Source organism: Citrobacter sp. Res13-Sevr-PEB04-36 (genome assembly GCF_015672735.1).
Lineage (GTDB): Bacteria > Pseudomonadota > Gammaproteobacteria > Enterobacterales > Enterobacteriaceae > Citrobacter.
On sequence record NZ_JADABY010000054.1, the window covers coordinates 37989 to 63263 of the forward strand.

Annotated in this window: 16 protein-coding genes and 1 other RNA gene; 9 read left to right on the plus strand and 8 right to left on the minus strand. The window is 49.3% G+C overall.

Annotation, left to right across the window (positions count from 1 at the left end):
• Positions 1-71 precede the first annotated feature (71 nt).
• The 7 genes from IMQ48_RS15860 to IMQ48_RS15890 all read left to right on the plus strand — a co-directional run bounded on the left by IMQ48_RS15860 (position 72) and on the right by IMQ48_RS15890 (position 11701).
• The gene (locus IMQ48_RS15860) at positions 72-1481 is read left to right on the plus strand and encodes a TolC family outer membrane protein (RefSeq protein ID WP_196209811.1); all 1410 of its coding nucleotides are present in this window, start codon (positions 72-74) and stop codon (positions 1479-1481) included.
• Entirely contained in the window at positions 1478-3664 is a 2187-nt protein-coding gene (locus tag IMQ48_RS15865; protein ID WP_196209812.1) for a type I secretion system permease/ATPase, read from the plus strand. The genes IMQ48_RS15860 and IMQ48_RS15865 overlap by 4 nt, the downstream gene beginning before the upstream one ends.
• 7 nt (positions 3665-3671) lie before the next feature.
• Positions 3672-4835 carry an HlyD family efflux transporter periplasmic adaptor subunit gene (locus IMQ48_RS15870; protein WP_196209817.1) on the plus strand — a complete coding sequence of 388 codons (1164 nt, stop codon included), beginning with the start codon at positions 3672-3674 and terminating at the stop codon, positions 4833-4835.
• A gap of 72 nt (positions 4836-4907) precedes the next feature.
• Positions 4908-5270, plus strand: a transfer-messenger RNA (tmRNA) gene (gene ssrA, locus IMQ48_RS15875).
• A 204-nt stretch (positions 5271-5474) separates the two neighbouring features.
• Positions 5475-6716, plus strand: coding sequence for an integrase (locus IMQ48_RS15880; protein WP_146717335.1), 1242 nt, complete (start codon positions 5475-5477; stop codon positions 6714-6716).
• Positions 6717-6854: 138 nt separating this feature from the next.
• Entirely contained in the window at positions 6855-10484 is a 3630-nt protein-coding gene (locus IMQ48_RS15885; protein WP_146717336.1) for an ATP-binding protein, read from the plus strand.
• Between the two features lie 542 nt (positions 10485-11026).
• Entirely contained in the window at positions 11027-11701 is a 675-nt protein-coding gene (locus IMQ48_RS15890; protein WP_153879342.1) for a DUF2971 domain-containing protein, read from the plus strand.
• Positions 11702-11841: 140 nt separating this feature from the next.
• Here IMQ48_RS15890 and IMQ48_RS15895 read toward each other — a convergent pair whose 3' ends face one another.
• The 8 genes from IMQ48_RS15895 to IMQ48_RS15930 all read right to left on the minus strand — a co-directional run bounded on the left by IMQ48_RS15895 (position 11842) and on the right by IMQ48_RS15930 (position 22945).
• Entirely contained in the window at positions 11842-12432 is a 591-nt protein-coding gene (locus IMQ48_RS15895) for a hypothetical protein (RefSeq protein ID WP_228758114.1), read from the minus strand.
• A gap of 353 nt (positions 12433-12785) precedes the next feature.
• Positions 12786-13897 (minus strand): IS3 family transposase gene (locus IMQ48_RS15900; RefSeq protein WP_153879344.1). Its coding sequence is split into 2 segments (ribosomal slippage): positions 12786-13636 and positions 13636-13897, totalling 1113 coding nucleotides; the frame shifts between segments, so codons are not numbered across the junction.
• Between the two features lie 125 nt (positions 13898-14022).
• The gene (locus IMQ48_RS15905; protein WP_153879345.1) at positions 14023-14688 is read right to left on the minus strand and encodes a GIY-YIG nuclease family protein; all 666 of its coding nucleotides are present in this window, start codon (positions 14686-14688) and stop codon (positions 14023-14025) included.
• 251 nt (positions 14689-14939) lie between these two features.
• Entirely contained in the window at positions 14940-15137 is a 198-nt protein-coding gene (locus IMQ48_RS15910) for a hypothetical protein (protein ID WP_014226449.1), read from the minus strand.
• 295 nt (positions 15138-15432) lie between these two features.
• Positions 15433-17631, minus strand: coding sequence for a DEAD/DEAH box helicase (locus IMQ48_RS15915; protein WP_146717339.1), 2199 nt, complete (start codon positions 17629-17631; stop codon positions 15433-15435).
• A complete protein-coding gene (locus IMQ48_RS15920; protein WP_146717340.1) occupies positions 17628-18944 on the minus strand; it encodes an ATP-binding protein in 1317 nt (438 codons plus the stop codon). The genes IMQ48_RS15915 and IMQ48_RS15920 overlap by 4 nt, the downstream gene beginning before the upstream one ends.
• 3 nt (positions 18945-18947) lie before the next feature.
• Positions 18948-21257 (minus strand): TerB N-terminal domain-containing protein, encoded by a 2310-nt coding sequence (locus IMQ48_RS15925; RefSeq protein WP_146717341.1) that lies wholly within the window; start codon positions 21255-21257, stop codon positions 18948-18950.
• Between the two features lie 926 nt (positions 21258-22183).
• A complete protein-coding gene (locus IMQ48_RS15930; protein WP_004114617.1) occupies positions 22184-22945 on the minus strand; it encodes a hypothetical protein in 762 nt (253 codons plus the stop codon).
• A gap of 278 nt (positions 22946-23223) precedes the next feature.
• On the opposite strand from IMQ48_RS15930, the gene IMQ48_RS15935 reads away from it, so the two are divergent.
• Together IMQ48_RS15935 and IMQ48_RS15940 are read left to right on the plus strand one after the other, a co-directional pair.
• Positions 23224-23433 (plus strand): AlpA family transcriptional regulator, encoded by a 210-nt coding sequence (locus IMQ48_RS15935; protein ID WP_004136909.1) that lies wholly within the window; start codon positions 23224-23226, stop codon positions 23431-23433.
• A gap of 163 nt (positions 23434-23596) precedes the next feature.
• Positions 23597-25270 carry a YfjI family protein gene (locus tag IMQ48_RS15940; RefSeq protein WP_230326445.1) on the plus strand — a complete coding sequence of 558 codons (1674 nt, stop codon included), beginning with the start codon at positions 23597-23599 and terminating at the stop codon, positions 25268-25270.
• Positions 25271-25275: the final 5 nt, after the last annotated feature.

Sequence of the window (25275 nt, forward strand, 5' to 3'; positions counted from 1 at the left end):
CAACAGCCCCGGATGCCATGACGTCCGGGGCAATAACAGCCGTCACTGCCGTATTTTGTAAGGGATAAACGATGAGAAATGTCACCTCTGTCGCTTTACTGCTGGCATTCACGCTCTGTTCACTGCGGGGCAATGCCGAAGATGAACCACAAATCATTACGCCAGAAGGACTGGCGACCAGCCAGATGCTCCCCTCTCTGGATGGGTCGGTGGCCGAACTCCCGCTGAGCGCCGCCGCGCCCGGCAATCTGACGCTTAACGATGCGGTAAGCCGCGCCGTGAGTTGGCATCCGGCTATTCGTGAATCCATCGGCAAACTGCTCTCGCAAAATGAGCAGATCGACGTGGCGAAATCGAAATATTATCCGCAGGTCACTGCCGGGGTGAACAACGGCTACAGCAATACCTATAACGATCATGGTTTCAGCCCGTCACTGGTTATCTCGGTCTCGCAAATGCTGTATGACTTTGGCAAAGTCGCCAGTCAGGTACGTGCCGAAACCGCGGGAGCCGCCCAGCAGCAGGCCAACGTTTTACTCAGCATTGACACCGTCGCCCACGAAACCGCCAACGCCATTGTGCAGGTACAGTCCTGGCAGCAAATGGTCGACGCCGCCGAAGCGCAACTCTCCGCCCTGAACGGCATTGGCAGGCTAACCCGGCAACGCAACGACGAAGGGGCCACGTCGCTCTCTGACGTTGTACAAACCGACGCACGTATCGAATCCGCCCGTTCGCAACTGGCGCAGTATCAGGCGAACCTCGACAGCAGCAAGGCGACACTGATGAGCTTTCTTGGCTGGAACTCGCTCAACGGCGTCAGCAACGAGTATCCTGTGAAACTGGACAGCAGCTGCGACATCACCAAGCCTGATGACAGGCTGGTACCTGCGGTGCTGGCGGCCTGGGCGCAGGCTAATGTCGCACAGGCCAATCTGGATTACGCCAACGCGCAGATGACGCCCACCATCTCTCTCGAACCTTCCGTGCAGCACTATCTCAATGACAAATATCCCAGCCATGAGGTGCTCGACAAAACACAGTACTCTACGTGGGTAAAAGTCGAGATGCCGTTGTATCAGGGAGGCGGACTCACCGCCCGGCGCAACGCCGCCGGCCATGCGGTAGACTCGGCGCAGTATTCTGTTCAGCGTACCCGACTCGACGTGCGCCAGAAACTGCTCGAATCCCGCAGCCAGGCGATGAGCCTTGCCACAGCCCTGCAGATCCTGCGCCGCCAGCAACGGCTGAGCGAACGCACGCGCGAACTGTATCAGCAGCAATATCTGGATCTCGGCTCTCGTCCACTGCTCGACGTGCTTAATGCCGAGCAGGAGGTGTATCAGGCCCGCTTTGCCGAACTGCAAACCCAAAGCCAGCTTCGTCAACTCCAGCTGAACTGCCTCTACAATACCGGCACGCTGCGCCAGGCGTTCGCCCTCAACAATCGCAGCATCCAGTCAGTGGAGATCCAGCTATGAGCCGCGTCGAGCCGGGTGCAGAAGAGACGATTAGCGAGCCTGCCCTGAACCTGTGGGCGCAGGCCATTAGCCATATTGCCAGCCACTATCGCGTCACCTGCTCGCCCGGCGCGATTCAGGCCAACGCCCCGTGGTTTGCCGGAAAAAATAAACCCCTCGCTCTGACGCAGCTCGCGCGCCAGGCGGGGCTGTCGTTTCATGCGCTGGATACCACAAAACAGCTGTTCAGCCAGTGGCGTTTACCGGTTGTGGCGGAGCTACGCGACGGCCAAATGATGGTGATAGAGCACTTCAACTGTGAAGATGCGCTGGATGTGTTTATCATCGCCGAAGAAGGCCAGCGCAACCGGCTGGCGATTGCCGAGCTGCTGCCGGAGATCCACTCTATTATCGCGCTGCGCCCGCTGTCGGCGCTCAAAGACAGCCGGGTCGACCGCTATGTTTCGCGCTTTAAGCCGGACTGGATGCGCGACCTGGTGCTACAGGACATCCGGCCTTACCTGCCGGTGATGGTAGCCGCGTTCCTGATTAACGTCCTGTCGCTCGCCGGGATTATCTTCTCGATGCAGGTTTACGACCGGGTGATCCCCGCTCAGTCGTATCCCACGCTGTATGTGCTCTCGACCGGCGTGCTGGTGGCGGTGCTGTTCGGTTTTTTACTGCGCGAAGCCCGCACCCATATCATGGATGTTCTCGGCAAACGCGCCGACATGCGCATTTCCGATCGCGTGTTCAGCCATGCTCTGCGCCTGCGTAACAGCGCCGTCCCCCGCTCCACCGGCAGCTTTATTTCCCAGCTCCGCGAACTGGAGCAGGTGCGTGAAATGATCACCTCCTCAACGCTGTCGACCCTTGTCGATCTGCCCTTTTTCTTTCTGTTTATCGTCGTGCTGGCCTGCATCGCCCCGCAGCTGGCGTGGATAGCGCCCGTCGCTGCGATCCTGATGATCCTGCCTGGCCTGCTGTTACAGAAGAAGCTGGCTGTGCTCGCCAACCAGGCTGCACACGAGTCCACGCTGCGTAACGCCGTGCTGGTCGAAAGCGTCCAGGGGCTGGAGGACATCAAGCTGATGCAGGCGGAGAACCGCTTTTTACAGCAGTGGAACAGCTACATCCGCATTACCGGCGAGTCGGGACTGCGCACGCGCAAGCTGACTCAGGGGCTGATTGGCTGGGGCATGTCGGTGCAAAGCCTGGTCTACGCCGCCATTATTATGTTCGGTGCGCCGATGGTCATCGAAGGTACCATGACCACCGGCGCGGTCGTGGCGGCCTCAATGCTCGGCTCGCGCATGATCGCCCCGATGGCGAATCTGTGCGGGGTGCTGGCGCGCTGGCAGCAGGTCAAGGCAGCAAAAACGGGGCTGGACAGCATTATGCAGCTCCCCACCGAAACCCAGCACGATGAGAACCGGGTACATCAGGAGATTTTTCGCGGGCACTATCTGTTTGAGAACGCCCACTTTCGCTATCACAGCGACGATCAACAGGTGCCGCTGCGCATCTCCCGCCTCGAGGTGAAGCCAGGGGAACGCATCGCCATCCTCGGGCGTAACGGCGCGGGGAAATCCACCTTGTTGCAGGCCATGGCGGGCGGCGTGGAGCTGATTCAGGGCGACGTCCGGCTCGATAACCTGAGCCTGGCGCAGATCGACATGGCCGATTTACGCCGCAATATCGGCTTTCTCAGCCAAAACGCGCGCCTGTTTTTTGGCTCTCTGCGCGAGAACCTGACTCTCGGCGCGCCGCATGCCAGCGATGCACAAATATTTGACGCACTGGAAGTCAGCGGCGCAGCCACCTTTGTTAAACAGCTCGCCAAAGGGCTGGGACACCCGATTATGGAAGGCGGCAACGGACTCTCCGGCGGGCAACGGCAATCCATTCTGCTGGCGAGAATGCTCCTGCGCTCGCCCAATATTGTGCTGCTCGACGAACCCAGCGCCTCGCTGGATGAACATACCGAGCGGGAGTTTATTCAACGGCTAAACCAGTGGCTCGGCAACCGCACGCTGATCGTCGCCACCCATCGCGTACCGGTTCTGGAACTGGTCGAGCGCGTGGTGGTGTTAAAAGAGGGTCAACTGGTGATGGATGCCCCGAAAGCACAGGCGCTGAACGCGAGTCGCGCGCCTGCACAGACTCACGGTCGGGAGTGGAAAAATGAAAACCAATCCGCATGATGCCGCCATGGACGACCTCGATATCCGCCACGAACAGCGCTTTTCCGGTGCCAGCCGAATTATCCTGCTCAGCACGCTGCTGTTTGCCATCCTGGGCATCTGGGCATACTTCGGGACGTTAGATGAAGTCTCCACCGGCAGCGGCAAAGTGATCCCCAGCTCTCGCGAACAGGTGTTGCAGTCGCTTGACGGCGGGATACTTGCCGAACTGACGGTGCGCGAAGGAGACAAAGTGCAGGCCAATCAGGTGGTGGCCCGTCTCGACCCGACCCGCTCGGAATCTAACGTCGGCGAAAGCGCCGCCCGATACCGCGCCTCGCTGGCTTCCAGCGCGCGACTCAATGCCGAAGTCAACGATCTGCCGCTGACCTTTCCCGATGCGCTGAACGCCTGGCCCGACCTTATCGCCTCCGAAACCCGGCTGTATAAAAGCCGTCGGGCGCAGCTTGCCGACGCGATGGTCGAACTCCAGGATGCGTTGGTCTCGGTAAATAAAGAGCTGGCAATCACCCAGCGGCTGGAGAAAAGCGGCGCCGCCAGCCATGTGGAAGTGCTACGCCTGCAGCGACAAAAAAGCGACCTCGGACTAAAAATCACCGATCTGCGATCGCAGTATTACGTGCAGGCGCGGGAAGCACTGTCAAAAGCCAACGCCGAAGTGGATATGCTGGCGGCCATTTTGAAAGGGCGTGAAGATTCCGTCACCCGTCTGACCGTCCGCGCCCCGATGCGCGGCATCGTGAAAAACATCCAGGTCACCACCATTGGCGGCGTGATCCCCCCCAACGGCGAGATGATGGAGATTGTGCCGGTAGACGATCACTTGCTGATTGAAACACGTCTGTCGCCGCGCGATATCGCCTTTATTCACCCCGGACAGCGGGCGCTGGTGAAAATCACCGCCTATGACTACGCCATCTACGGCGGGCTGGAAGGCGTGGTCGAAACTATCTCCCCGGACACCATTCAGGACAAAGTAAAGCCAGAAGTCTTCTACTACCGCGTGTTTATCCGCACCCATCAGGACTATTTGCAGAACCAACTGGGTCGTCATTTCTCAATCGTTCCGGGCATGATTGCCACCGTGGATATAAAAACCGGTGAAAAAACCATCGCCGACTATTTAATCAAACCGTTTAATCGCGCAAAAGAAGCGCTACGCGAGCGCTAAATCGTTGAGGATAAGGGGTTGCAGGGGCTGGTCACGCGTGTCACAAGTCTGTTATACTTGCCTTAACACATTGGGGCTGATTCTGGATTCGACGGGATTTGCGAAACCCAAGGTGCATGCCGAGGGGCGGTTGGCCTCGTAAAAAGCCGCAAAAAAATAGTCGCAAACGACGAAAACTACGCTTTAGCAGCTTAATAACCTGCTAAGAGCCCTCTCTCCCTAGCTTCCGCTCTTAAGACGGGGATCAAGAGAGGTCAAACCCAAAAGAGATCGCGCGGATGTCCTGCCTGGGGCTGAAGTGCTAAAACTAATCAGGCTAGTTCGTTAGTGGCGTGTCTGTCCGCAGCTGGCGTGCGAATGTAAAGACTGACTAAGCATGTAGTACCGAGGATGTAGGAATTTCGGACGCGGGTTCAACTCCCGCCAGCTCCACCAAAATTCTCCATCGGTGATTACCAGAGTCATCCGATGAAGTCCTAAGAGCCCGCACGGCGCAAGCCCTGCGGGCTTTTTTGTGCCCTCAAATTGTCCCGCGAAGTCCGAAGAGAACTAATTAAATCCGAACCTTTTAGGCACCTTGTTAGGCACCTCATAAAGCTTTATTGTTTTTGAGGTGCCTAAAACTATGGAAACCCGGCAATGGCAAGACAAACCAAACCTCTATCCGTTAAAGAAATCGAATCCGCCAACCCCAAAGAAGCGGACTACGTTCTCTATGATGGTGATGGCCTTGAGCTACTCATCAAATCCAGCGGAAGTAAAATCTGGCAGTTTCGCTACATTCGCCCTGTCACTAAGAAACGTGCGAAGAAGAGCATAGGTCCCTACCCGTCAGTTACCCTTGCCGATGCCCGAAACTATCGGGCAGAGTCCCGCTCTCTTCTGGCGAAACAAATTGATCCCCAGGAACATCAGCAGGAACAACTGCGCAGTTCAATTGAAGCCAAAACCAATACTTTCCAGCTCGTAGCTGAACGTTGGTGGAATGTGAAGAAAGCAAGCGTGACAGCGGACTATGCAGAAGATATCTGGCGCTCTCTTGAGAGAGATGTCTTTCCTGCAATTGGGGACGTTAGCGTTACAGATATTAAAGCTCACACACTGGTTCAGGCCGTTCAACCTGTTCAGGCCAGAGGAGCACTGGAAACCGTTCGTCGACTGTGCCAACGCATTAATGAGGTCATGATCTATGCCCAAAACACAGGGCTGATTGATGCTGTTCCCAGCGTTAATATCGGTAAAGCCTTCGAGAAGCCTCAGAAAAAGAACATGCCCAGCATTCGACCGGACCAGCTACCTCAACTGATGCAGACAATGCGAACAGCCAGCATTAGCCTTTCCACACGCTGCCTGTTCATGTGGCAACTTCTTACTATTACCCGCCCTGCCGAAGCGGCTGAAGCTCGCTGGGAAGAGGTAGACATAGAAGCGCGAGAGTGGAAGATTCCTGCAGCACGCATGAAAATGAACCGCGACCATACTGTTCCATTGTCAGATGAAGCAATTGCGATACTGGAGATGATGAAGCCGTTAAGTGGTAATCGAGAATTTATCTTTCCCAGTCGCATTAAGCCTACCCAGCCGATGAACAGCCAGACAGTGAATGCTGCACTCAAGCGTGCTGGCTTAGGAGGCATACTCGTATCACACGGTTTACGTTCTATCGCTAGTACGGCACTCAATGAGGAAGGATTTCTGCCTGATGTCATTGAAGCAGCACTGGCTCATGTAGACAAAAATGAGGTACGTCGCGCTTATAACCGCAGTGATTACCTTGAGCAACGGCGACCGATGATGCAATGGTGGGCTGATTTTGTTATGGCTGCTGATCGCGGAAGTATGATTGAGGGAGGTATGAGGGGAGAGCGTTTAGCGGGATGACGGATAATTAATGACAGTTCCCACTTTAGTAGTGGGCCAGATGAGAATTTATATTTCAAGCGAAAGCTAATAGTTTTAGAAATAAAGCTAATTAGCATAATATCTCTTAATTGAAGGGATATGGAGCCGCAGAAATAAATGAAGACACGGCAGTATGCGCAAAAATCAATCTTCGATCTGGAAGCAATCTTCGAGCAGTCCAGCAACAATGTTAGCGAACTTGAACAGTTGTTGAGCGAGCTGACCTTTCGCAACACTGCCAGGGCGCGGACGCTGACGGCTAAAATCGAGCAATCTCTATTTGCACTTAGCGGCCACAGCGTGGTCGCCATGTCGGCTTCCAGCCCATCAACACGCCATCCCGATTCGGTGTCCATTCAATCTTCTCGAGTTGTGCCCCACAATTCGCCTGCTGCGGAAGAGCAACTGCAACTGAAGGCCATCCCAGACTCTGCCATACGAGAGCAATTCGACAAAGACCAAATCGACCTTGGTCCGATCCCGTCTTTTTCTCCATCAGGTAAGGCGAATGATGCGCGAGCAATACTGGCAGCATGGACAGCCCTCGAAGCACTGTCGCCTCAAGGTTATAAACGCCCAGAGGATATGGCAACCGGCGACCGCTCTAGGGTTGCTCTATTGGAGCGAGGTGTTCCATGGGGACCAAATGCCCGCAGCAAGCCCAGTTATAAGCTTTATTTCGAGGTCGTCCTCGGCTCCATCGCTCTCGACAAGGCGACGGACGAGCTGGTCAAGGTTTTTGGCGAGGATGAGGAGCGTTCACGCCCGGACGGTAAGAAAGCGGCCATCGGCTCGATCCTGATCGACAAAGAAGGCTATGTGCTTGAGGAAAAAGGCGTTGCCGTGTCCAGTTTTGCCTGGGCACTCAAGCCGGCTCTCGATCTGAAGCTTGGGAGTTTAGGGAATTGGCCGAATGTTGAGCCGCGCATTATCGAGCATCTGGATCGAATGATTCGCCACCACAACAAAGATGGAGAACCCATACCGATCGATCTGAATGTTGTTCATAACGCTTATAAATGGCTTGTATCGCAGTTCAGTGTACCCGAGCATTTGGTTGAGCCACCCACATTCGCGATTAAGGTGTTTCATCATTTCAAGGCTAAGGCGCCGCCTGAACCTTCGTTACTGAATTCCTTCTATCTTGAAGATCTCGGTGAAGCAACCAAATTGCTCGAGACGGGCAAAGCCGGAACCGGTTTGCGCCGCTACATGGGAATTGGCAGACCTGACCAGAAAATCGACGTGCTATCGCCCATTTCCGCAGTTGAGCCGTTCGTCGCACCGTCGCTCATGCCGCAGGCTCGTTGGCCTTCGAAAGGCGGCCATCCACTGGTGTTGCTTCAACAGGCTGCCGTGAATGCGGCGCGTGCTGAGCTGAATGATGCTCCAGGTATCATCGGCGTCAATGGGCCTCCGGGAACCGGTAAGACCACTCTTCTCCGGGATATCGTCGTTGGATGCATTCTCGATCGGGCCACGGCGATGTCCGGCTTCAACAAACCGCAGGATGCCTTTTCCACAACAGGCGAGAAGCTGGCATTCGGTTCCAATGCATTCCTGCACTTCTACAAGTTACATGCATCCTTGAGGGGCCATGAGATCGTCGTAGCCTCCTCCAATAACAAAGCGGTCGAAAACGTCAGTAAAGAGCTTCCTCTCAAGGAAGCCAATGGTCGCCATGAACAGATCGCCTACTTCCGGTCCATCAGCGACCTGATTGCGAATCCCAAACGCGCCGGCTATTTCGAAGCCGAGGCCGAGGGGGACATCCCCTCCGACACTGTCGAAACCTGGGGGCTGATCGCCGCTGCTCTCGGCAAGAGCAGCAACCGAGGCGCGTTTCAGCAAGGTTTCTGGTGGAATGAAGACGGTGGTTTCCTTACCTACCTGAAAGCAGCTCGCGGCATAAATGTCATGCGTGAGATCAAGGACGAGCGAACTGGCGAAACCATCGATCGTGTGATGCCCAGCGTGGTTGTCAATGAGCGGCCCAGCACCAACGAAGCGGATGCTGCTGCGGCCTGGCTGAAAGCGCGAACCGCCTTTCTTAAACTTAAGGAGACGGTAGACGCCGAAATCGCCAGCATCGAAGAGATGCGACGGGATATCCAGGCGCTCAAGGGAGCGATCACCGAACTTCAAAGGGCTGAACAGCGTCGACCGAGTCTGAATGAAGCCGTCGAAGAGGCACACAAGACTGCTGAATCCTGCCAACGAGAGCATGAGAAGGCAAAATCGCAGATCGAGCAGGACAAGATCATGCTCGACAGCCATCTTGCTTGCCGTCCAGGTTTCTTCTCCCGTTTGTTTGCGACTGCGGCCTGGAAGTCGTGGAGATCGACACTGCAGAAGCTCTCGACGACCTTGCAGCAATCAGTCATACGGGCGCAGGGGACGGACGGTGCCCTAGAGCTTGCAAGGGCTGAGTGGAGCAATACTGAGTCCCAGTTACAGCAACTCGACCAGGAAATTTCCAGCAAATGTCAGGCTGTCTCGAAATTGAAGGCAACCGAGGCACAGGCACGAAACCGTATGGGAGACAGGGTCGTTGATGAGAGGTTCTTCGAGCGCGAGCACGAGGCTATCCACCTCACTGCGCCATGGCTTCCCGATGAGGTTCATCGCCTGCGGGAGGATCTTTTCGCCGCTGCCCTGACTGTGCATAAAACGTTCATCGATGCTTCGGCCAGCCGCTTGCAACACAATCTTGGGTTATTGATGTCAGGCATGGTAGCTGGTGCCTTCCAGTCTTCCGCTCACCGTGAACTTCTCCCCGACCTTTGGTCAAGCCTTTTCGTGGTTGTGCCGACCGTGTCCACGACATTCGCCTCTGTTCGGACGATGTTCGGGGATCTGCCACCAGAGAGCATTGGTTGGCTTCTGGTAGATGAAGCGGGCCAAGCCGTTCCTCAGGCAGCAGTTGGAGCTATCATGCGGGCAAAGCGCTCCATTGTGGTAGGTGACCCGTTGCAAATCCCACCTGTAGTTTCACTTCCTGAAAAGCTGAACGCCGAAATCTGCAAGTTCTTTGACATTGACCAAGTCGAATGGTCTGCCCCCGCAGCATCTACGCAGACCCTTGCTGATCAGGCATCGCGCTTCAAATCCACCTTCGTCATGGACGTAGGTGATCGAGAAGTCGGGCTGCCATTGCTCGTTCACAGGCGTTGCCAGAACCCAATGTTTGATGTTTCTAACTCCATCGCCTATGCCGGGCAGATGGTCCATGCTGTCGGGCCTAAAAAACCCGGATCTATAGGCTCGGCTTTGGGGAGATCTCACTGGGTGGATATCAATGGCGATGCTGAGACGAAGTGGTGTCCCGACGAGGGCGAAGCGGTTGTGCGAATGCTCAAAGAGCTGGCAGCATCGGGCATTACAAATCCGGACGTATTTATCATCACACCATTCAAGATCGTAGAGCAGAACATGCGTCGGCGTCTCGACAGTGAAACTGATCTGCTGCGAACGTTCGGCGTAAAGCTGGATGAATGGTGCCGTGATCGTGTAGGCACAATCCACACGTTCCAGGGCCGAGAGGCGGACACGGTAATCCTGTTGCTGGGTGCGCCGAAAGCGAGTCAGCAAAGAGCACGTCAGTGGGCGGCAAGCCCACCAAACATAATCAATGTAGCCGTCTCACGCGCCAAGCAAAACCTGTATGTGGTCGGCTCGGCTGCTGCATGGACAGGGGCGGGAACTAGCCTTCAGGTCCTGCATCGGCAATTGGCGAAATCAGCCTAACAATCTCCGAGGTGGCCCTCATTATTGAGGGCTCATCGCGACTCATTTTTGGCTAACTTCAGTAATGGGCTGGCCGCTATGTGTTAAAATCTGACATTGCTCACATAATAATCAAGCAGTCACTTTTCACCGCCCATCCAAGCTTGATAATTCTTACCGCTCCCCTTATATCCACACTGAGGAATAACCTCTGACATGGCTAAGGAGTATGATTATGGGGCTTAAACCTGGTCCAAAACCAATCGCAAAATCAACAGGAAAACCCGATCAACGCAGACGTGATAATAAGGATACACCCGGCAATACCCCAGGACTGAAACCAAGCAAATCAACTGGGAAGTAATCGTTCAAGGGTATGGAGAATTCATCTATACCCTTATCTCATCAAATCAGTCTGCTTTAGCCCGTTTAGTGCCAATAGCGGACATTGCTAACATTATCTAATACACAACAAAAAATGTCAGTCTATATGATATCATCTACTGTCTTTTAAATTCCCCACCTGTCTCGGTTATTAGTGTTAGATAAGGAATCAAAAAATCATGAGAGCATATAAATTTAGGTCGGCTTCTCAAATAGCATTTACCCTAGATATAATTTTTAATCGTAGGCTTTTTTGCTCTGACTGGAAAATGTTGAATGACCCAATGGAAGGGATGTTTGTTTTCTCTCATCAAACATCTGATGGTTACGACTATAAAAAAGAAATTCAGCAGATAATAGAAGAAAAGAAACGGCTTAAGGTTTGTTCTCTTTCAGCTACATATGAGTCTCATTTACTTTGGGCTCACTATGCTGGGGGGTTTGATGGTTGCGCTATCGAAATTGAAATCCCAGACAATCATCACAGTATTAAACAAATTGAATATAGAGGTGTATTTGCAAATTTAGCAATGCCCAATATTTCTAGTCCTGATGAACTTGCTAACCAAGTTTTATCCTCTAAATATCGAGAATGGGAATACGAACAGGAAGTTAGGATTTTGCAAACGAATGAGTGGTTTTACTTAGATAAACCAGTTCGACGAGTAATAGCAGGGCATAGAATGCCTTCGGCATTATTTGAAGCCATGAATATAATATGCAACTCGATGGGGATTGAATTTTGCCGTACTGGAATTGGTGATGAGGGGATTGATGCCGATTATGTTGAGCCCTCAAAAATTCTAACGCCGAATAATCATCTTGACTGGAATGTACTAAAAAATGACCGATGAATTAGAGATTTATCTGGTTAGCAGAGTGTAAGGCTCAAGATTCCCACGCTCAATAACCAATTGATTGTGAATAACTTTCACCCACAATTGCTCGATGTGAAACCATGAGCAATTGTGATGTAAATGTATGCAACAGGTTTTTATATCTTATTCCCAAGTATTAACTGTGTTGAGCGAGCCATAATTCTAAATATAAATGGCATACCCTCTGTTAGCTCATCTAGTGTTGGCGTTCGCCTGCTTGCTTCCAAAAGTATTGAACGCAGAAACTCAACTTCTGGATCACATGCAATTTCTTCATCCAATGCCTTAAGTTTGCCTTTTATTTCTTTTATCTCTGACAAACTATGGTTGAGGGTTTCACTTCCCTTTATTTCTGAAAGTATACGTCTTTCATGGTAATTAAGTTGCTCACGGAAAAACAATGCCATACTGGCTTTCTTTACTAAAAGCTCCATTTCCTTTCTTTTTTTCTCAAGATCTAAGATTTCTTCTTGAGTTGAGTTTTTATTCGTTTTTAGGGATTTTAACTCACTAATAGTCTTAGTTATGGACTCTAATGAAGTGGCCTCAAGCTGTTCTAAATCTGACTGTGTAATAGCAGGCTTCGACAATGAATAGATGCAAACAATAGTCATTACAAAACCTACAACAGCCATCCCATTTAAATAAATTGGCAGTTCCAATTTATTTAAATACGCAAATAAACCACCTATAATGAAATAAGCCATGCTTAACAAAACCAGTACAGTACAAAACCGCCTCATTCTAACCTCGTTAAATTTTTTTAGTTTATATGGTTAACCTACTAAAGCCTTGTTCCCAGCATTTCGAGCAGGAACTTTACGTTCCTCACTTGAGCAAGCTACTGCGGCAACACAATATCTTAACTTAAAAAACTGAACTAGCAAGCTACTCATAACGTCCGCTCTTCGCTCTCAGCAGACCTTTATCGGCAGGTACTTGTCTGCTGTGTGCCAGAAGCAGATATTATTATATAATTCTTTAACCAATGGATGAGGAAAAATTCTGGAACTTATTAAAACTTCATAACTTTAAATCACCTCATGTAAATAGACCCGTTTTAGTTCCAGGCATTTTTTGAGATCCCGGCCAAATGATTGTGTTGCCGATATTCCTCCGGCGTCATATTGTTCAGTGATTGATGAGGGCGTTCACAGTTATATTCTGACACCCATCTTGCCGTGATTTCCCGCACTTCATTCAGTGTTCTGAACAGATAAAAATCGAGTATTTCTGTACGGTATGTTCGGTTAAAGCGCTCAATAAAAGCATTCTGCGTCGGCTTACCCGGCTGAATAAATTCCAGTTTTACTGCATGTTGCTCTGCCCATTCAGCCAGTACAAGTGAGATAAATTCCGGACCATTATCCATGCGTAGCATGACCGGATAGCCGCGATTTGCCGCGATCCTGTCGAATACACGGACCACGCGCAGAGCTGGCAGATTCAGATCGATTTCAATCGACAACGCCTCACGGTTAAAGTCATCAACGACATTGAACGTGCGAAAACGACGACCACAGACCAGGGCATCATGCATAAAATCGACAGACCAGCTCTGGTTCAGCGCTTCCGGTGTGGCCAGTGGCGAGGGATTACGCACTGGCAACCGTTGTTTGCCTTTACGGCGAAAATTCAGCTTCAGCAGACAATAAATACGATGGATCCTTTTGTGATTCCACGGGTATCCCTGCCGCCGCAGAACCTGGAAAAGTTTTGGAAAACCGTACCGTGGGTATCGCTCTGCCATTGCCTGCAACGCGACAATAACGGGTTCGTCACGCGTGGTATCCGGACGGTAATGGTAAACCGTTCTGCTCAGGTTCAGACTCCGGCAGGCCTGACGGATACTGAGTCCAAATGTTGTTATCAGATGAGTGACCAGCTCACGCTTAAAGGCTGGTTTTAAAGCTTTTTTTCGATAACGTCTTTCAGCGCCCGGTTCTCAAGGCTCAGGTCGGCAAACATCTGTTTGAGACGCCGATTCTCGTCCTCAAGATCCTTGATCTTTTTAATATCAGAAGCCTCCATGCCGCCGTATCTGGACTTCCAGTTGTAGTAGGTGGCCTCAGAGATACCGGCCTCCCGGCAGACATCTTTAACAGTTCGTCCGGCTTCAACCGATTTAATTACGGCAATGATCTGATGCTCAGTAAAACGGGCTTTACGCATAGCGATCTCCTTTGTTGGCAGATTGATTATGCCGGAGGATCTCTAAATGTGAATGGCACGATTATGCGGGATACTTACACTCATTCATTAATGAATCATTAACTGTATGGTTAAAAGATAAAAACTTATTTTTTATTATTAACTTGCTTTGCTAAAGAGCTATAAACCAAATCAACGAAAACATATTTTTCGCATTCCCAAGGTTCACTAATTGATGGGTTTACTAAATCGGGCTTCCCCCCCATTAGACTATGTACGTGCGAATAAATACCAATTCTTTCTGCGAGTTGCATTAGTTTCATTTGATGTTCTGGTGGGAGCATCTTATTTCTAAACCATGTTGTAAATATATGCTTAGTAAGTTCTTTAGTACATATAAACCATTCGCCTTGACGTCTTTCGTTGCTAAATTTTTCATGTAGATAATTTTCTTTTTCTGATCCGCCAGGTTCCAAAGCGTGTAATATTAATTGACCAAAGGTACCTGTTTGTAAGTTAGATAATCTTTTTAGCACATTATTGGAACGTCCTATTTTCACATAAAGCCCCGAATAAGGATTATTTTTATCTGAAGAACCGGCCCAAGTATCAGGTACTTGTAAAATATAATAAATACTACTTACTTTTCCACTCGATACACTATTTGCCCAAGTTTGCCACTCTTCCATCCAGCTATTTGCATCTTCCTTCGTGTCAAAAGAGTGACTTGTATAGTATAATTCACCACTATCCAATAACATATCGAAAACATATTCCCCACTCTCAATCATTCTTAAGTTGTCGGTTCTCATGGAAGTATCTCATAAATTTACAGGGATATATAAAATGGACTTTACTACACTTATTAAGTGATATCCATTTTTATTGTTCCACTTGCAGTGTTCTCATCCATTATGTTACCACCTGATTATTTCATTATTTAATTTAAACAACTTATTGTTAGTGATAACGGTTTGATGCCCGCTTCTCACTCCAATCTAACTTTCAGAATAAATTTGATCTAAAATATCTCAAATAGGCCGTTAGTAAATATGGACCATTGTTAATCAGTTAGAGGATCAATCTGATTTTCTCTAATAAGATTTCGCAACGCAGTACGAGCAGCAGCGATTTCTGTCATCCCATTAAGAACCACGCTGGACTGTCCTCCTCTAACCCCAAAGACTGTAACCATATTCTCTTCACAGAAATACTCACCTTCATACTGCAGGCCATCTTTCTCTACTCGAATGTATGACATAACAACCTCATTTAAGGATCTTTTGTTTGAATCATATCCCCACAAAATAATTTAATCAATCTCACCCTAGACTACACGCGATGCTTGTCTTGTAAGCACTGCACTTAACCGAACCATTCGATTTTAGAGATCCTGCGTACAGTTCAGTTATGCTTGTAAGGCTAATGTCCGCTCCTCGCTCAAAGCAGACCTTATGACCTCGATTTCTGGCAGATCCGAGCCAAGAGCAAAAATTGATATCATCAATCGGCCTCAAGCTTAAGGGGGAACATCTCCCCCTTTTTATGTAACCAGTTTACTGAAGATGTTCTTTCAGCCAGGTACACGCGCCTTCAATGTCATACGCTTTTTCCCCAAAACCTTTCGCAAGCAGAAACTCTGGTAAATATTCATCATATTTATCTAAGTACTTTTCTGGAACATTTACAGCAAGATCAAACGCTGAGGGCAAGCCTGACAGCAGCAGGTCTTTAAGGGCCTGTTGAACAGAAGTGATACTTGAGCCGTCAATTTCTATAACTCCAGCCAATGAATTAGCTTTAAAGCCACAACGTATGAGCAAGGCTGTAATCGTATTGACAACCTTATCTCCCATCCATGGGAGGATGTAACAGTATTGGCCGCTCGTAAGAAAATACTCATTTTGCAGGTTATAACTCTGGAAGTTACGACTGCCTTCCGCAAATAGGCTTCTGGCGGCAGAATCGGCATAATCTACTCTCTTGCTACCTATTGCTATGCGGTAATCACCTTCCCTATAGATAGCGAGCATTTCCTGACGAACGGCATCATGAACAGACATTCCCCCCCCACTAAATTGTGGTGGCTGACCGCCTTTGGTCGCCTCTACATAGATAACTTTTTTCTCTGTCTCGATCTCTGTCACTCTCCAGCGCCGCCCACCGAAGATGATGTGTTGATCTGGTAGCAGTGGGGAATCCACAGGCACTGTTCCAAGGGTTCTGTTTCCGGTGACAATGCGGAACTCTTCTGGTGTGTTGAACACGGCATAAAACGTGTAATGGTTAGTCAGTTTCTCCCCCTCTGCCCCAACAACCATTTCTCCACTAGCGAGTTGAGTGAGCAAGCCACATGCCCCCATATGTTTAAGCAGGCTTTTGAAATCGCCTATATCCACATTACGGAACGGGCCTGTTTGACATAGCTGTGACCAGAGTTGATCAGCACGAACTCCGCCCCATTGCGCGGTAATTGCAAGAATCTGGTGTAGCAGCGTGGAGTAATGCATCTGCTGGGAATCGGCAGGCTCAAACCATTGTTTAGAGATCATCAATCTGATCATTGCCATCGACTGGACCAAATGCAGCCGTAGGTGGTCAACGATACTGCCAGTCACAGTGAGCTCATTTTCTGTAATTAGCATTCTTAGAACTGATGGGGAGTCGCGTCGCCCAGAACGTCCCATACGCTGACGCAGACTGGAAACAGTATGCGGAGGCGTAACTTGGATAACCGACTTAACCTTACCGATATCAATTCCCAACTCAAGCGTCATTGTACAAACAGCTGTTGTGGGCAAATTTCCTTTCTGAAGACGAGTTTCAAGCGCTTCCCGCAATTCCTTGGCAAGGGAACCATGGTGGGGAAAGAATTCATTGGGAACAATATGTTCCTCACACATGTCGCTCAGCGTGGCAGCAATGCTTTCAGTCCGCTTTCGACTGTTTGCAAAGACCAAATGAGAATCGCCACGGCAAAGTCTAAAAATGTCAGCGCAAACGTCATGTTCAGCTGAACTCTGAAGTTCTTCTTCTTTTTGGAGCACTCGCTCCAGATAACCTTTGACCTGTACCTGAAGAGTGGCCTCGCTCTTACTATCTGTAACAGTTACGCAGGGTAGTCGTTTGTCCGGGCGCAAAAGTTCGGGTACTTTCTCCAGTTCCCCCAGCGTGGCACTCAACGCAACGCGGGGAATTGGATTTACCAGGCGTCCTAACACATGGTCAATTCTATTGAGCAGAGAAAGCAGCTGTACACCACGCTCTGAGCCAATGAAAGCATGAAACTCATCAATAACGATGTATGCGACTGACGAAAACGCCTGTTTGAGCCAGCCCATTGAATTTATGAGCAAAGACTCAAGTGACTCAGGTGTAATCAGTAAAATGCCAGCAGGGTTTGTCCGAGCCTTCTTCTTTTTGCTTTGTGGTACATCCCCGTGCCAAGGAGTCACTGGCATTTCCAATGCATCTCCAAGGCTCTCAAGACGACGGTACTGATCGTTAATCAATGCCTTCAACGGACTGATATAGACGATGCCAAATCCATTAGTGAGATCTGCAACTGCCGAACAGGCAGGAAGAAAGAAAGCCTCTGTTTTACCCGCTGCTGTGCCTGCACTGATTAGCACGTCTCGATCACGGGCTAAAATTGCCGGGATAGAACTCTCCTGCAAGGGCCTTAATGTAGACCACCCCTGCTTGTAAACCCACTTACGGACGCGGGGATCGAGACTATCATAGGCACTGCTCATAATTTGAAGTTCGCCAGTCCGTCGTCGTCATCGCTTTCCTCTATAATGGCGTCATCCATTCCGCTGGGCCTGTCCTCTTCAATCGCCACACCCTCGATTAGTGTTTGCCAGTTCATCGTTCTGTTTTGTTCCAGCACGGCCAGCATGTCCAGGAAACCTTTTATGGTATTACGGGGGGTACGGAAGTAAGCGTCTCCAATGGTTTTACTACAGTGATGCAGAAATCCAGTCAGTGCCTCATCTGGAACCAGATAATTCTCTGGATCTCCGCCTGCATAAACATGACGAAGATTTCTCAGTAAAATATACAGTTCCTCAGGGGTGAGGCTGGCAAGATGCAAAGTGGGAGACGAGTAGTCAATCACTCCTGCTTTTTGCGCGAACCGATTTTCCGCCAGACGTGATTGGAGCGCCTGATAGCTGTAAAGACCTTTGCGAGGATCGAAAAGGAACTCTGGCGTCCCCCCGAGGATAAAACCAATATTCTCGGCTGAGCCTTGCAGGCAGTCATTCAGGATCCGCAAAACCTGTTCGTAGTTCGCTGTTCTTGCTTGCGTATTATTCAGTTTAAAGAGGTTCACCATTTCGTCGAGGCTGACCAAAAGACCGGCATAGCCTGCCTGGCGGACAAAAAGGCTCATCAGCTTCAAAGAGTCATAGAATGAAGCGTCTGAGATAATAGTCCGAACGTCGAGATCGTTACGGGCATCAGTTTTAGTGGTGTATTCTCCCCGCAACCAGCGAATAGCATTGGATTTTAGTGTTTCGTTATCCTGCTCATGCCCGCGCCAGAATGCATCAATGACCTTCGCAAAGTCATATCCGCCGACCATATCTGATAGTGCTGCCAAGCGTTTATGAATAACTGATGAAACCTCGGAGCCGTTCGTGTCAGCTTCCTTCCTTGCCTCCGTAACGAATCTTTCAACAACGCTAAGTAACGCATTACCATCCGGCTTGTTTCTGGTGGACATGTTTTTCATAAGCTCAGAATAGAGATTACGAGCCTGACCTCCCGATGAGTGAATGCGTCTGTCAGGAGAAAGGTCTGCACTGATTGACACCAGCTTCTTCTCTAGCGCAATAGAGCGCACAACACTCAGAAAGAACGTTTTACCAGAACCATATTCACCGATGATAAGTCTGAAGCTTGCACCACCGTCAGCAATCCTCTCAATATCCTGGTGGAGAGCGGTGATCTCATTCACGCGGCCAACCTGGATATGCTGAATGCCTATCCTTGGCGTTACACCTGACTTAAGTGACTGAATAATAGCGTCGCGTTCTTTCACTCTTATACGTGTTACAGACATTCACTATCCCTCTAATTCTTTGGCAATTTCCAGGTCAACCCAGATATCATCATCGGCATCGTCCAGTACCGGAGCATCAACCACCGCATAGGACCAGTCATTAATCACCTCAAGCGCACCGCCGAGCATCAAATTCAAATTTCCGCACAATTCTGTCGCCTCTTTCCGGGACCACTGTTCTTTCTCCAGCAAACTGCGATAAAGCTGGCTATGTGCGGAGTCTAGCCCCCCCGCCTCCGTTAATGAGGCTGGAGCGCTTTCTGGCTCTTCCGGTTCTTCTTCGGTGAAAATTGTGTTCAGCAATTTACGAACATCATCCGTGGCAGATTCGTGGCGGGCAAGTACATTAGCATCCAGTGTGAACCCTACTGCTGGCTGATCAGTTGGTACAGACGAGACGAGATCATGTTCAGTTGCGGAATGCTGATGGATATTGCTCGAGACAGATGAGGGATCCAGCCCCAAACTTGAATAAATCTTCTCAAGCTGTTTGATTTCGGCAGGCGCTATTGTCCTATCCGAACAGGCAACACTAACGATAACTTTACCCACAGCAGCTTTTTCCGCGGCCCCCATCAACTCAATCCTGCTTTTCATTCCTGTCATATTGGCTGGGGTATGAAGTTGCCACGTTAAATACGCATGTAGAGAGCGTTTTTCATCATCGGTGAAGCCAGTATTGTTGTTGATGGCATTCTCAAGCACTTTCTGTTCAGCTTGATCAAGAGAATCGTCAATCAAGGCGACCATCGCCCCTAATCTGAGCGTCATTACTGCTGAGATAAATTCAGAAGAAGGTGAGAAGCGTCCACCTTCGGCGGCAGGGAATAGAACAAGTGTCCCATCAACATCCGCCTTCACATGGTGATAATACGGGTCAGGTGCCAGACCGTAGCCCATCTTCAGAGCAAAGGCCTGCATCAAATCGGCCTCTTTTTTATTGATCTTATTGGGGCAACTGGCATTCATATGTGCCCAAAAGTCAGCAACTGAGACTAACCCCTCCTTGACGAGGATCGCCTCATCAGCCCAGCGTTTGAATGAGCTTAATATTTTTTCTGCGCTTTCATTAACGATCTCTGAAGGGAGCAACATAATTGCAGCCGTATCATTGACTGACGTACCTTTCCTACCAAGGTAGCGACTATAAGCATCAAGTTCATCCGTACATATGTCGGCAAGAGCCATAATTTTCTGGACAGGGCTCTTCAACGCACTTGGATCAGGCAGGTCGGGAACAGGGAGTCGAACACCTCGCAAACTAGGACTTGCTGGTGTGTAATCTAACCTTAGGCGCGTTTTATTCGCCTTAACGACCATCCCTTCACCATATTTGAGGGTGTAACGCCGTTTGAAAAGCGCAGCAAACTCTTTAGCACAGCGGCGAGCCGGGGTACGCAGCGAATACTCGGTGTGGTTTATTAACCAGTTCAACGCCAGTTCAGCTGATACAGGAACTCCTTCATGTACAGTTTTTGCCAGAGCCAGCTTAAATTGCATGCTGTTGCTGAAACCTGAATTGCTATCGAGCTCAGTGGCTAAGCCCATGTTCGGGCGCAGAATAGACATGGCTTCGAGTAACTGGGCCGAATATCCACGGAATGAGCGGTTCTCAATGAATACGGATCTTAACCGAGCGACTTCTTTGAACAGATTACGGAACTCAGCATCAGGGAATTTTGGGTCAGTGGAATCTATGAGCGCTTTTCTTTCCAGGCCGTAGAGGTAGATAAAAACATAGCCGATAGGACACGATGGATCAGACCTATCGCTGGCGAGCCAACTGACATACGCACCGCGTGCTTCTGGGGAAAGAGAGGAAAAACTGGGCCAGTATCCTAATGAACTGTCCTCGTAAAGATAAGAAGTAGGTTTTATCTTACATGTGTCATCAATTAATGATGCCTCATTTCCATCGTCATAATAGCCGCCTGATTCCTGACCGGAGGGCTTCATACGTTGCCCCAAGTAAATGTGGCCACCGCTAATTGCTACACCAGCTACAGTTATCATCTCACCCGGAAGTACCCATCGAGCTAGTGCACCTGCTGACTTTGAGGTGTTCCGGTAATGATTGGTTGTCACCCGAAGTTCAACACCCCGACCACCGCTCAATGTAAAAGTTGCAAGGTTATCGTCTTCACTATCATCGTTTCGCACAACCGCCTCTTTTTTCTTGATGTCAGCGAGCCATTCTTTTGGCGGTGCTTTCACGGGGCTTGAAGCATAAGACTTTGGAGATTTACGTTTTTTCTTTCTAAAAAACAACAAGTAAATTACTAAAATCGCCGCCAGAAACTTCAATAACTCCATGATATATAACCTTAAAATCATTCTCCATTCACATTTGAAATGTGGTAGGGAATGCATGGCAAGTGGATTAATCTCAAAATAATACGTCTAAATCGCTAGGGTTAAAAGCAAATCGCAATTAAAATTAACCAATTGATTTAAATAACAAAAATCATTGAATAATTTACTCAACCAGAAGTGAATTTTTAAGGAGTAAAAAGCCTGCTGGGCCATTCGCCTAAGAATGATGTTGTACTAATGCTAGGTTAACATACGAGCAAATATACTGCGGATGCAGAACTGACCGCTGTATGATGACATTTACCTAGTCGTTGAGAATTTCGGTAACTATTGGAAAGCCGTTAGAGACTGTACATTCTCGGATTTTAAGAGTAGCTGGTTTAGTTTTGTGTAATAGCTGCGTCAGGTCAAACCTGATCTATGAGCAGATATAGCGAGGGGCCCCACGCTGATTTTTATCAACTAATTAAGCTATGAGCTGAGTTGTGCCGAAGTTAAGATATCCTCATCACCTACGTTGATGAGCTGAAGAGCATCTCTGACGCCATTAATGCAGTTTATCCGGAGAGCGGATTAAGTTCTGTATCATTCACATGGTGCGTAATAGCCTGCGGCTCGTATCTTAGAAGGACTACAAAGCATTAACCCATGACCTGGGGTACCAGCGGCAGAGGCGGTTTTACACGACGAATACCATTGCCAGATTGGACAGTGTGATCCGGCATACCATTAAAAAGTGCAAGGTACTCCCGACAGATTACTCATTAAAAAGTTGTATCGCTATCAACCCTGTCAGTATCGCTAAAAAGACGATGATGTTCAGGGGAGCTCGTATCGTCTTATTATCAGCTCTATGCTCTTCTGCACAGCCACATCTGAGAAAAAGCAGTCACATGGAATCACGTACGCGCTCTCAAGGTACCGGGCTATCGATTTTGCGACACCCCGATACGTTTTTGTACTGCCTTCGCGAACGCCGCCTTCACTCTTTTGTCTTTGACTGACCATTCAGCCAACAACTTGCTCTGGCTTGCCTCCACCATTGCCGCGTCCCGTGAGTCGTTTTTATCCTGTGCGGAAGGCCATCCATGCTCCTCAATATAGGGCCTTAACGCTTTAATAATTGCGTTGATGGCATCGGTTTTAGTTTCCCAGCCCTCAGGTTGCGCTTCCAGGTGTTTTATCACTTCGTCTTTAACGCCATCAAAACGTGTCGCTTTGACCTTTCCGCCATAAGCAGAATTGAGTTTATGCCGTTCCTTGATTCTTTTACCTGCTGCGGATTCACTGCGTTTCAGACCGCGATCCAACAACGCGATAGCCTTCAGCATTAATTGCACCGCATGATCTGGATCAGATTCGAGAGCCGATGTTCCCTGCTCCCAGTATTGTTCAGCCTCAGACATATCGTTCCTGATCCCCTTTATCATCCATTCTGAAAGACTGAAAATTTTCAGATAACGCCGCCATTTTTTCTCTCCGTGCTCATCAGCAAGTCGCCGCGCTAAATCTTCATCCTTCGTTTGTCTCCCTGTTTGTAGCACGATAACAATTTCAGTATCTTTATTCAGCCATTGCCTGGCGATATGTTTCTGTCTGACCCCGAGATGAAAACGTAACGCTTTCCTCTTTTTACGAAATACGATGAGTAACTCATCAGGGGTAAAATCCCTGTCTAAATCAGCCATGAAGTCCCTCTTTTCGAATGACAATTTCTATACTCCAGTAAATTTCCTTGCCTGACACCTGGAACGACTCATTCTTGCCCTTAGCCAGACGCTTCCGACACCATTCTCGAAAAAAAACATTCTGTCACCAACAAAAAACGGGAAAAAACCTAAAAAAAAACCTCCTATCTCATTGTTATAAAATGCCTTTTTTGCTACAGCCACCAGGCGGGTGCCATTACCTGTTCCGGCACCATACAATTGCGTCCATATCGAAAGAACAGGGGGAATTAACAGATATGTCTGTACAAGGTATCAGGATACTGCGCATACGCGCCGTTGTTAACAAAACGGGCATCGCCCGCTCAACCATCTATGACTGGATCAACCCGAAGTCACCGCGTTACGACCCGACCTTCCCGAAACAGCGCAGGCTGGGTATGCAGTCCGTCGGCTGGCTTGAGTCAGAGCTGGATGCATGGCTGCTGGAACGCCAGCAGGCATCATAAGCGATGAGATAGTATTGGTAAAAATTAAAGGAGGATACGCAGGTTATATAACAACGTCTCTGATTTAAATATGTGCTCGCTGCGACATATTTTTGCCAGTTGCAAGGAAACTGAATACGATTATTTATTGGGTAAGATTATTACTTTAAATAAATTTTGACGCTTGGCTATTTTATTATATTCACAACTACCCGTTACTGAAAACAGTAACCAAGGAGAATATTACATGCAGAATATACTGCCACACACTGTCATTCCGAAAATGCCGGAGCCTTATATTCCCGTACAAAATAGAACCCCGGAGGGTTACCCTGTCTGCGCGTTCCCGCCGGTGATGCGGGATGTCATTGATGCTCTTTATAACGAGACGGGTATCCCGGCGGAACTGATAGCGGGGGCCGTACTGGCAGCCTCTTCCCTCGCCTGTCAGGCTCATATTGAGGTGGTACCACCACACTCATCGGATCCGATGCACTGTGCACTGTATTTACTGACGTTGGCGGTCTCCGGTGAAGGTAAGACCAGTATCAGCAAAAAAGTGATGAAGCCTTTTTACCGGTTCGCTGAGCAAATGAAGCAGCAGCACGACAGTCTGATGAAGGCACACCTGCGTGCTGATAATATCTGGAAAATACACCAGAAAGCATTGACCAGTAATCTGTACACTGCCATCAAAAGCGGTTCTGAGGGGACGGAGGAAGAACGGCTGTTAGATGAACATGCAGAAACCCGGCAGCAGCCTCCGACCCGCCTGGCGATGCTTTATGACGACACCACCGCAAAGGCGCTCCTGGAAGGTTTGAGCCGGTATTCTGAAGCCGGGGTGCTCTCAGATGAGGCAATTACCTTTTTTAAAGGGTATCTGAAAAACAACCTCGGTTTACTGAATAAAGCCTGGGACGGGGAGACCTATGAATACCACCGCCCGGGCGGTGAGGAGTACGATATCAACGCCTGCCTGACCCTGGCATTAATGGTTCAGCCCCCGGTCTTTGAAAATTACCGCCGTAACCACGGTGAACTCAGCAAGGGAAGTGGTTTTCTGTCGCGGTTTCTTTATATCAATACCATCAGCACGCTGGGACGTCGCCGCACAAATACGGACCATGCTCATTCTGATGAAGCATTAAATGTGTTCCACAGTAAAATTAACCAGTTACTTGATAAGCAAAAGGCGCGTTTTTATAGTCACGATACGCAGAAACAAACGCTCAGATTATCTGATGATGCGACCACTTACTGGGCAGATAAACAGTCAGAGCTCAGCCGTAAAACAGCCCCCGGACAGCAGATGGAGCATATCAGTGAAATTGCAGCCAAAGCGGGGGCGAATGCCCTCAGGGTTGCGGCCATTCTGACATATATGTATTCACCTGAGAGTTTATGTATTTCGCGGGGGGTCATCCAGGCCGCCTTCAAAATTGTGGAATGGCATCTTGAAGAAGCGGAAAGGCTGTTTTTCCCTTCTTCTGAACGGAATGCATTTATGGAGGACGTTTACGAGATGTTCAGGTGGCTTAAGGAGAAATTTCTCGATAATGAGGGATATCCACTCAGGAAAAATGAGGTAAACCGGAACGGCCCGAACCGGCTGCGTGACGCCAGTAAATCACAATCTGTTCTTGAGCAGTTAATCGCACTGGGTCTGATTTGTTTTATTCGTCCCGGCCGTCATTCTGCGGTGTATATTGCCATGCCCTCCCTGGAATGTCGCCACTCATGGTGTATTCCACCGGCATTCCTGGAGAACGGACATAATCCGATTATTGCATCGCCAGAGAATGTCACTGGCAGGTATGGTTTTGAATACTTTGACTTTAACAGGCTGGAATATTAATCGGG

Excerpts from the sequence above, each read along its gene's own strand:
- IMQ48_RS15860 (WP_196209811.1), top strand. The coding sequence starts at position 72 with ATGAGAAATGTCACCTCTGTCGCTTTACTGCTGGCATTCACGCTCTGT.
- IMQ48_RS15865 (WP_196209812.1), top strand. The coding sequence starts at position 1,478 with ATGAGCCGCGTCGAGCCGGGTGCAGAAGAGACGATTAGCGAGCCTGCC.
- IMQ48_RS15870 (WP_196209817.1), top strand. The coding sequence starts at position 3,672 with ATGGACGACCTCGATATCCGCCACGAACAGCGCTTTTCCGGTGCCAGC.
- IMQ48_RS15880 (WP_146717335.1), top strand. The coding sequence starts at position 5,475 with ATGGCAAGACAAACCAAACCTCTATCCGTTAAAGAAATCGAATCCGCC.
- IMQ48_RS15885 (WP_146717336.1), top strand. The coding sequence starts at position 6,855 with ATGAAGACACGGCAGTATGCGCAAAAATCAATCTTCGATCTGGAAGCA.
- IMQ48_RS15890 (WP_153879342.1), top strand. The coding sequence starts at position 11,027 with ATGAGAGCATATAAATTTAGGTCGGCTTCTCAAATAGCATTTACCCTA.
- IMQ48_RS15895 (WP_228758114.1), bottom strand. The coding sequence starts at position 12,432 with ATGGCTTATTTCATTATAGGTGGTTTATTTGCGTATTTAAATAAATTG.
- IMQ48_RS15905 (WP_153879345.1), bottom strand. The coding sequence starts at position 14,688 with ATGAGAACCGACAACTTAAGAATGATTGAGAGTGGGGAATATGTTTTC.
- IMQ48_RS15910 (WP_014226449.1), bottom strand. The coding sequence starts at position 15,137 with ATGTCATACATTCGAGTAGAGAAAGATGGCCTGCAGTATGAAGGTGAG.
- IMQ48_RS15915 (WP_146717339.1), bottom strand. The coding sequence starts at position 17,631 with ATGAGCAGTGCCTATGATAGTCTCGATCCCCGCGTCCGTAAGTGGGTT.
- IMQ48_RS15920 (WP_146717340.1), bottom strand. The coding sequence starts at position 18,944 with ATGTCTGTAACACGTATAAGAGTGAAAGAACGCGACGCTATTATTCAG.
- IMQ48_RS15925 (WP_146717341.1), bottom strand. The coding sequence starts at position 21,257 with ATGGAGTTATTGAAGTTTCTGGCGGCGATTTTAGTAATTTACTTGTTG.
- IMQ48_RS15930 (WP_004114617.1), bottom strand. The coding sequence starts at position 22,945 with ATGGCTGATTTAGACAGGGATTTTACCCCTGATGAGTTACTCATCGTA.
- IMQ48_RS15935 (WP_004136909.1), top strand. The coding sequence starts at position 23,224 with ATGTCTGTACAAGGTATCAGGATACTGCGCATACGCGCCGTTGTTAAC.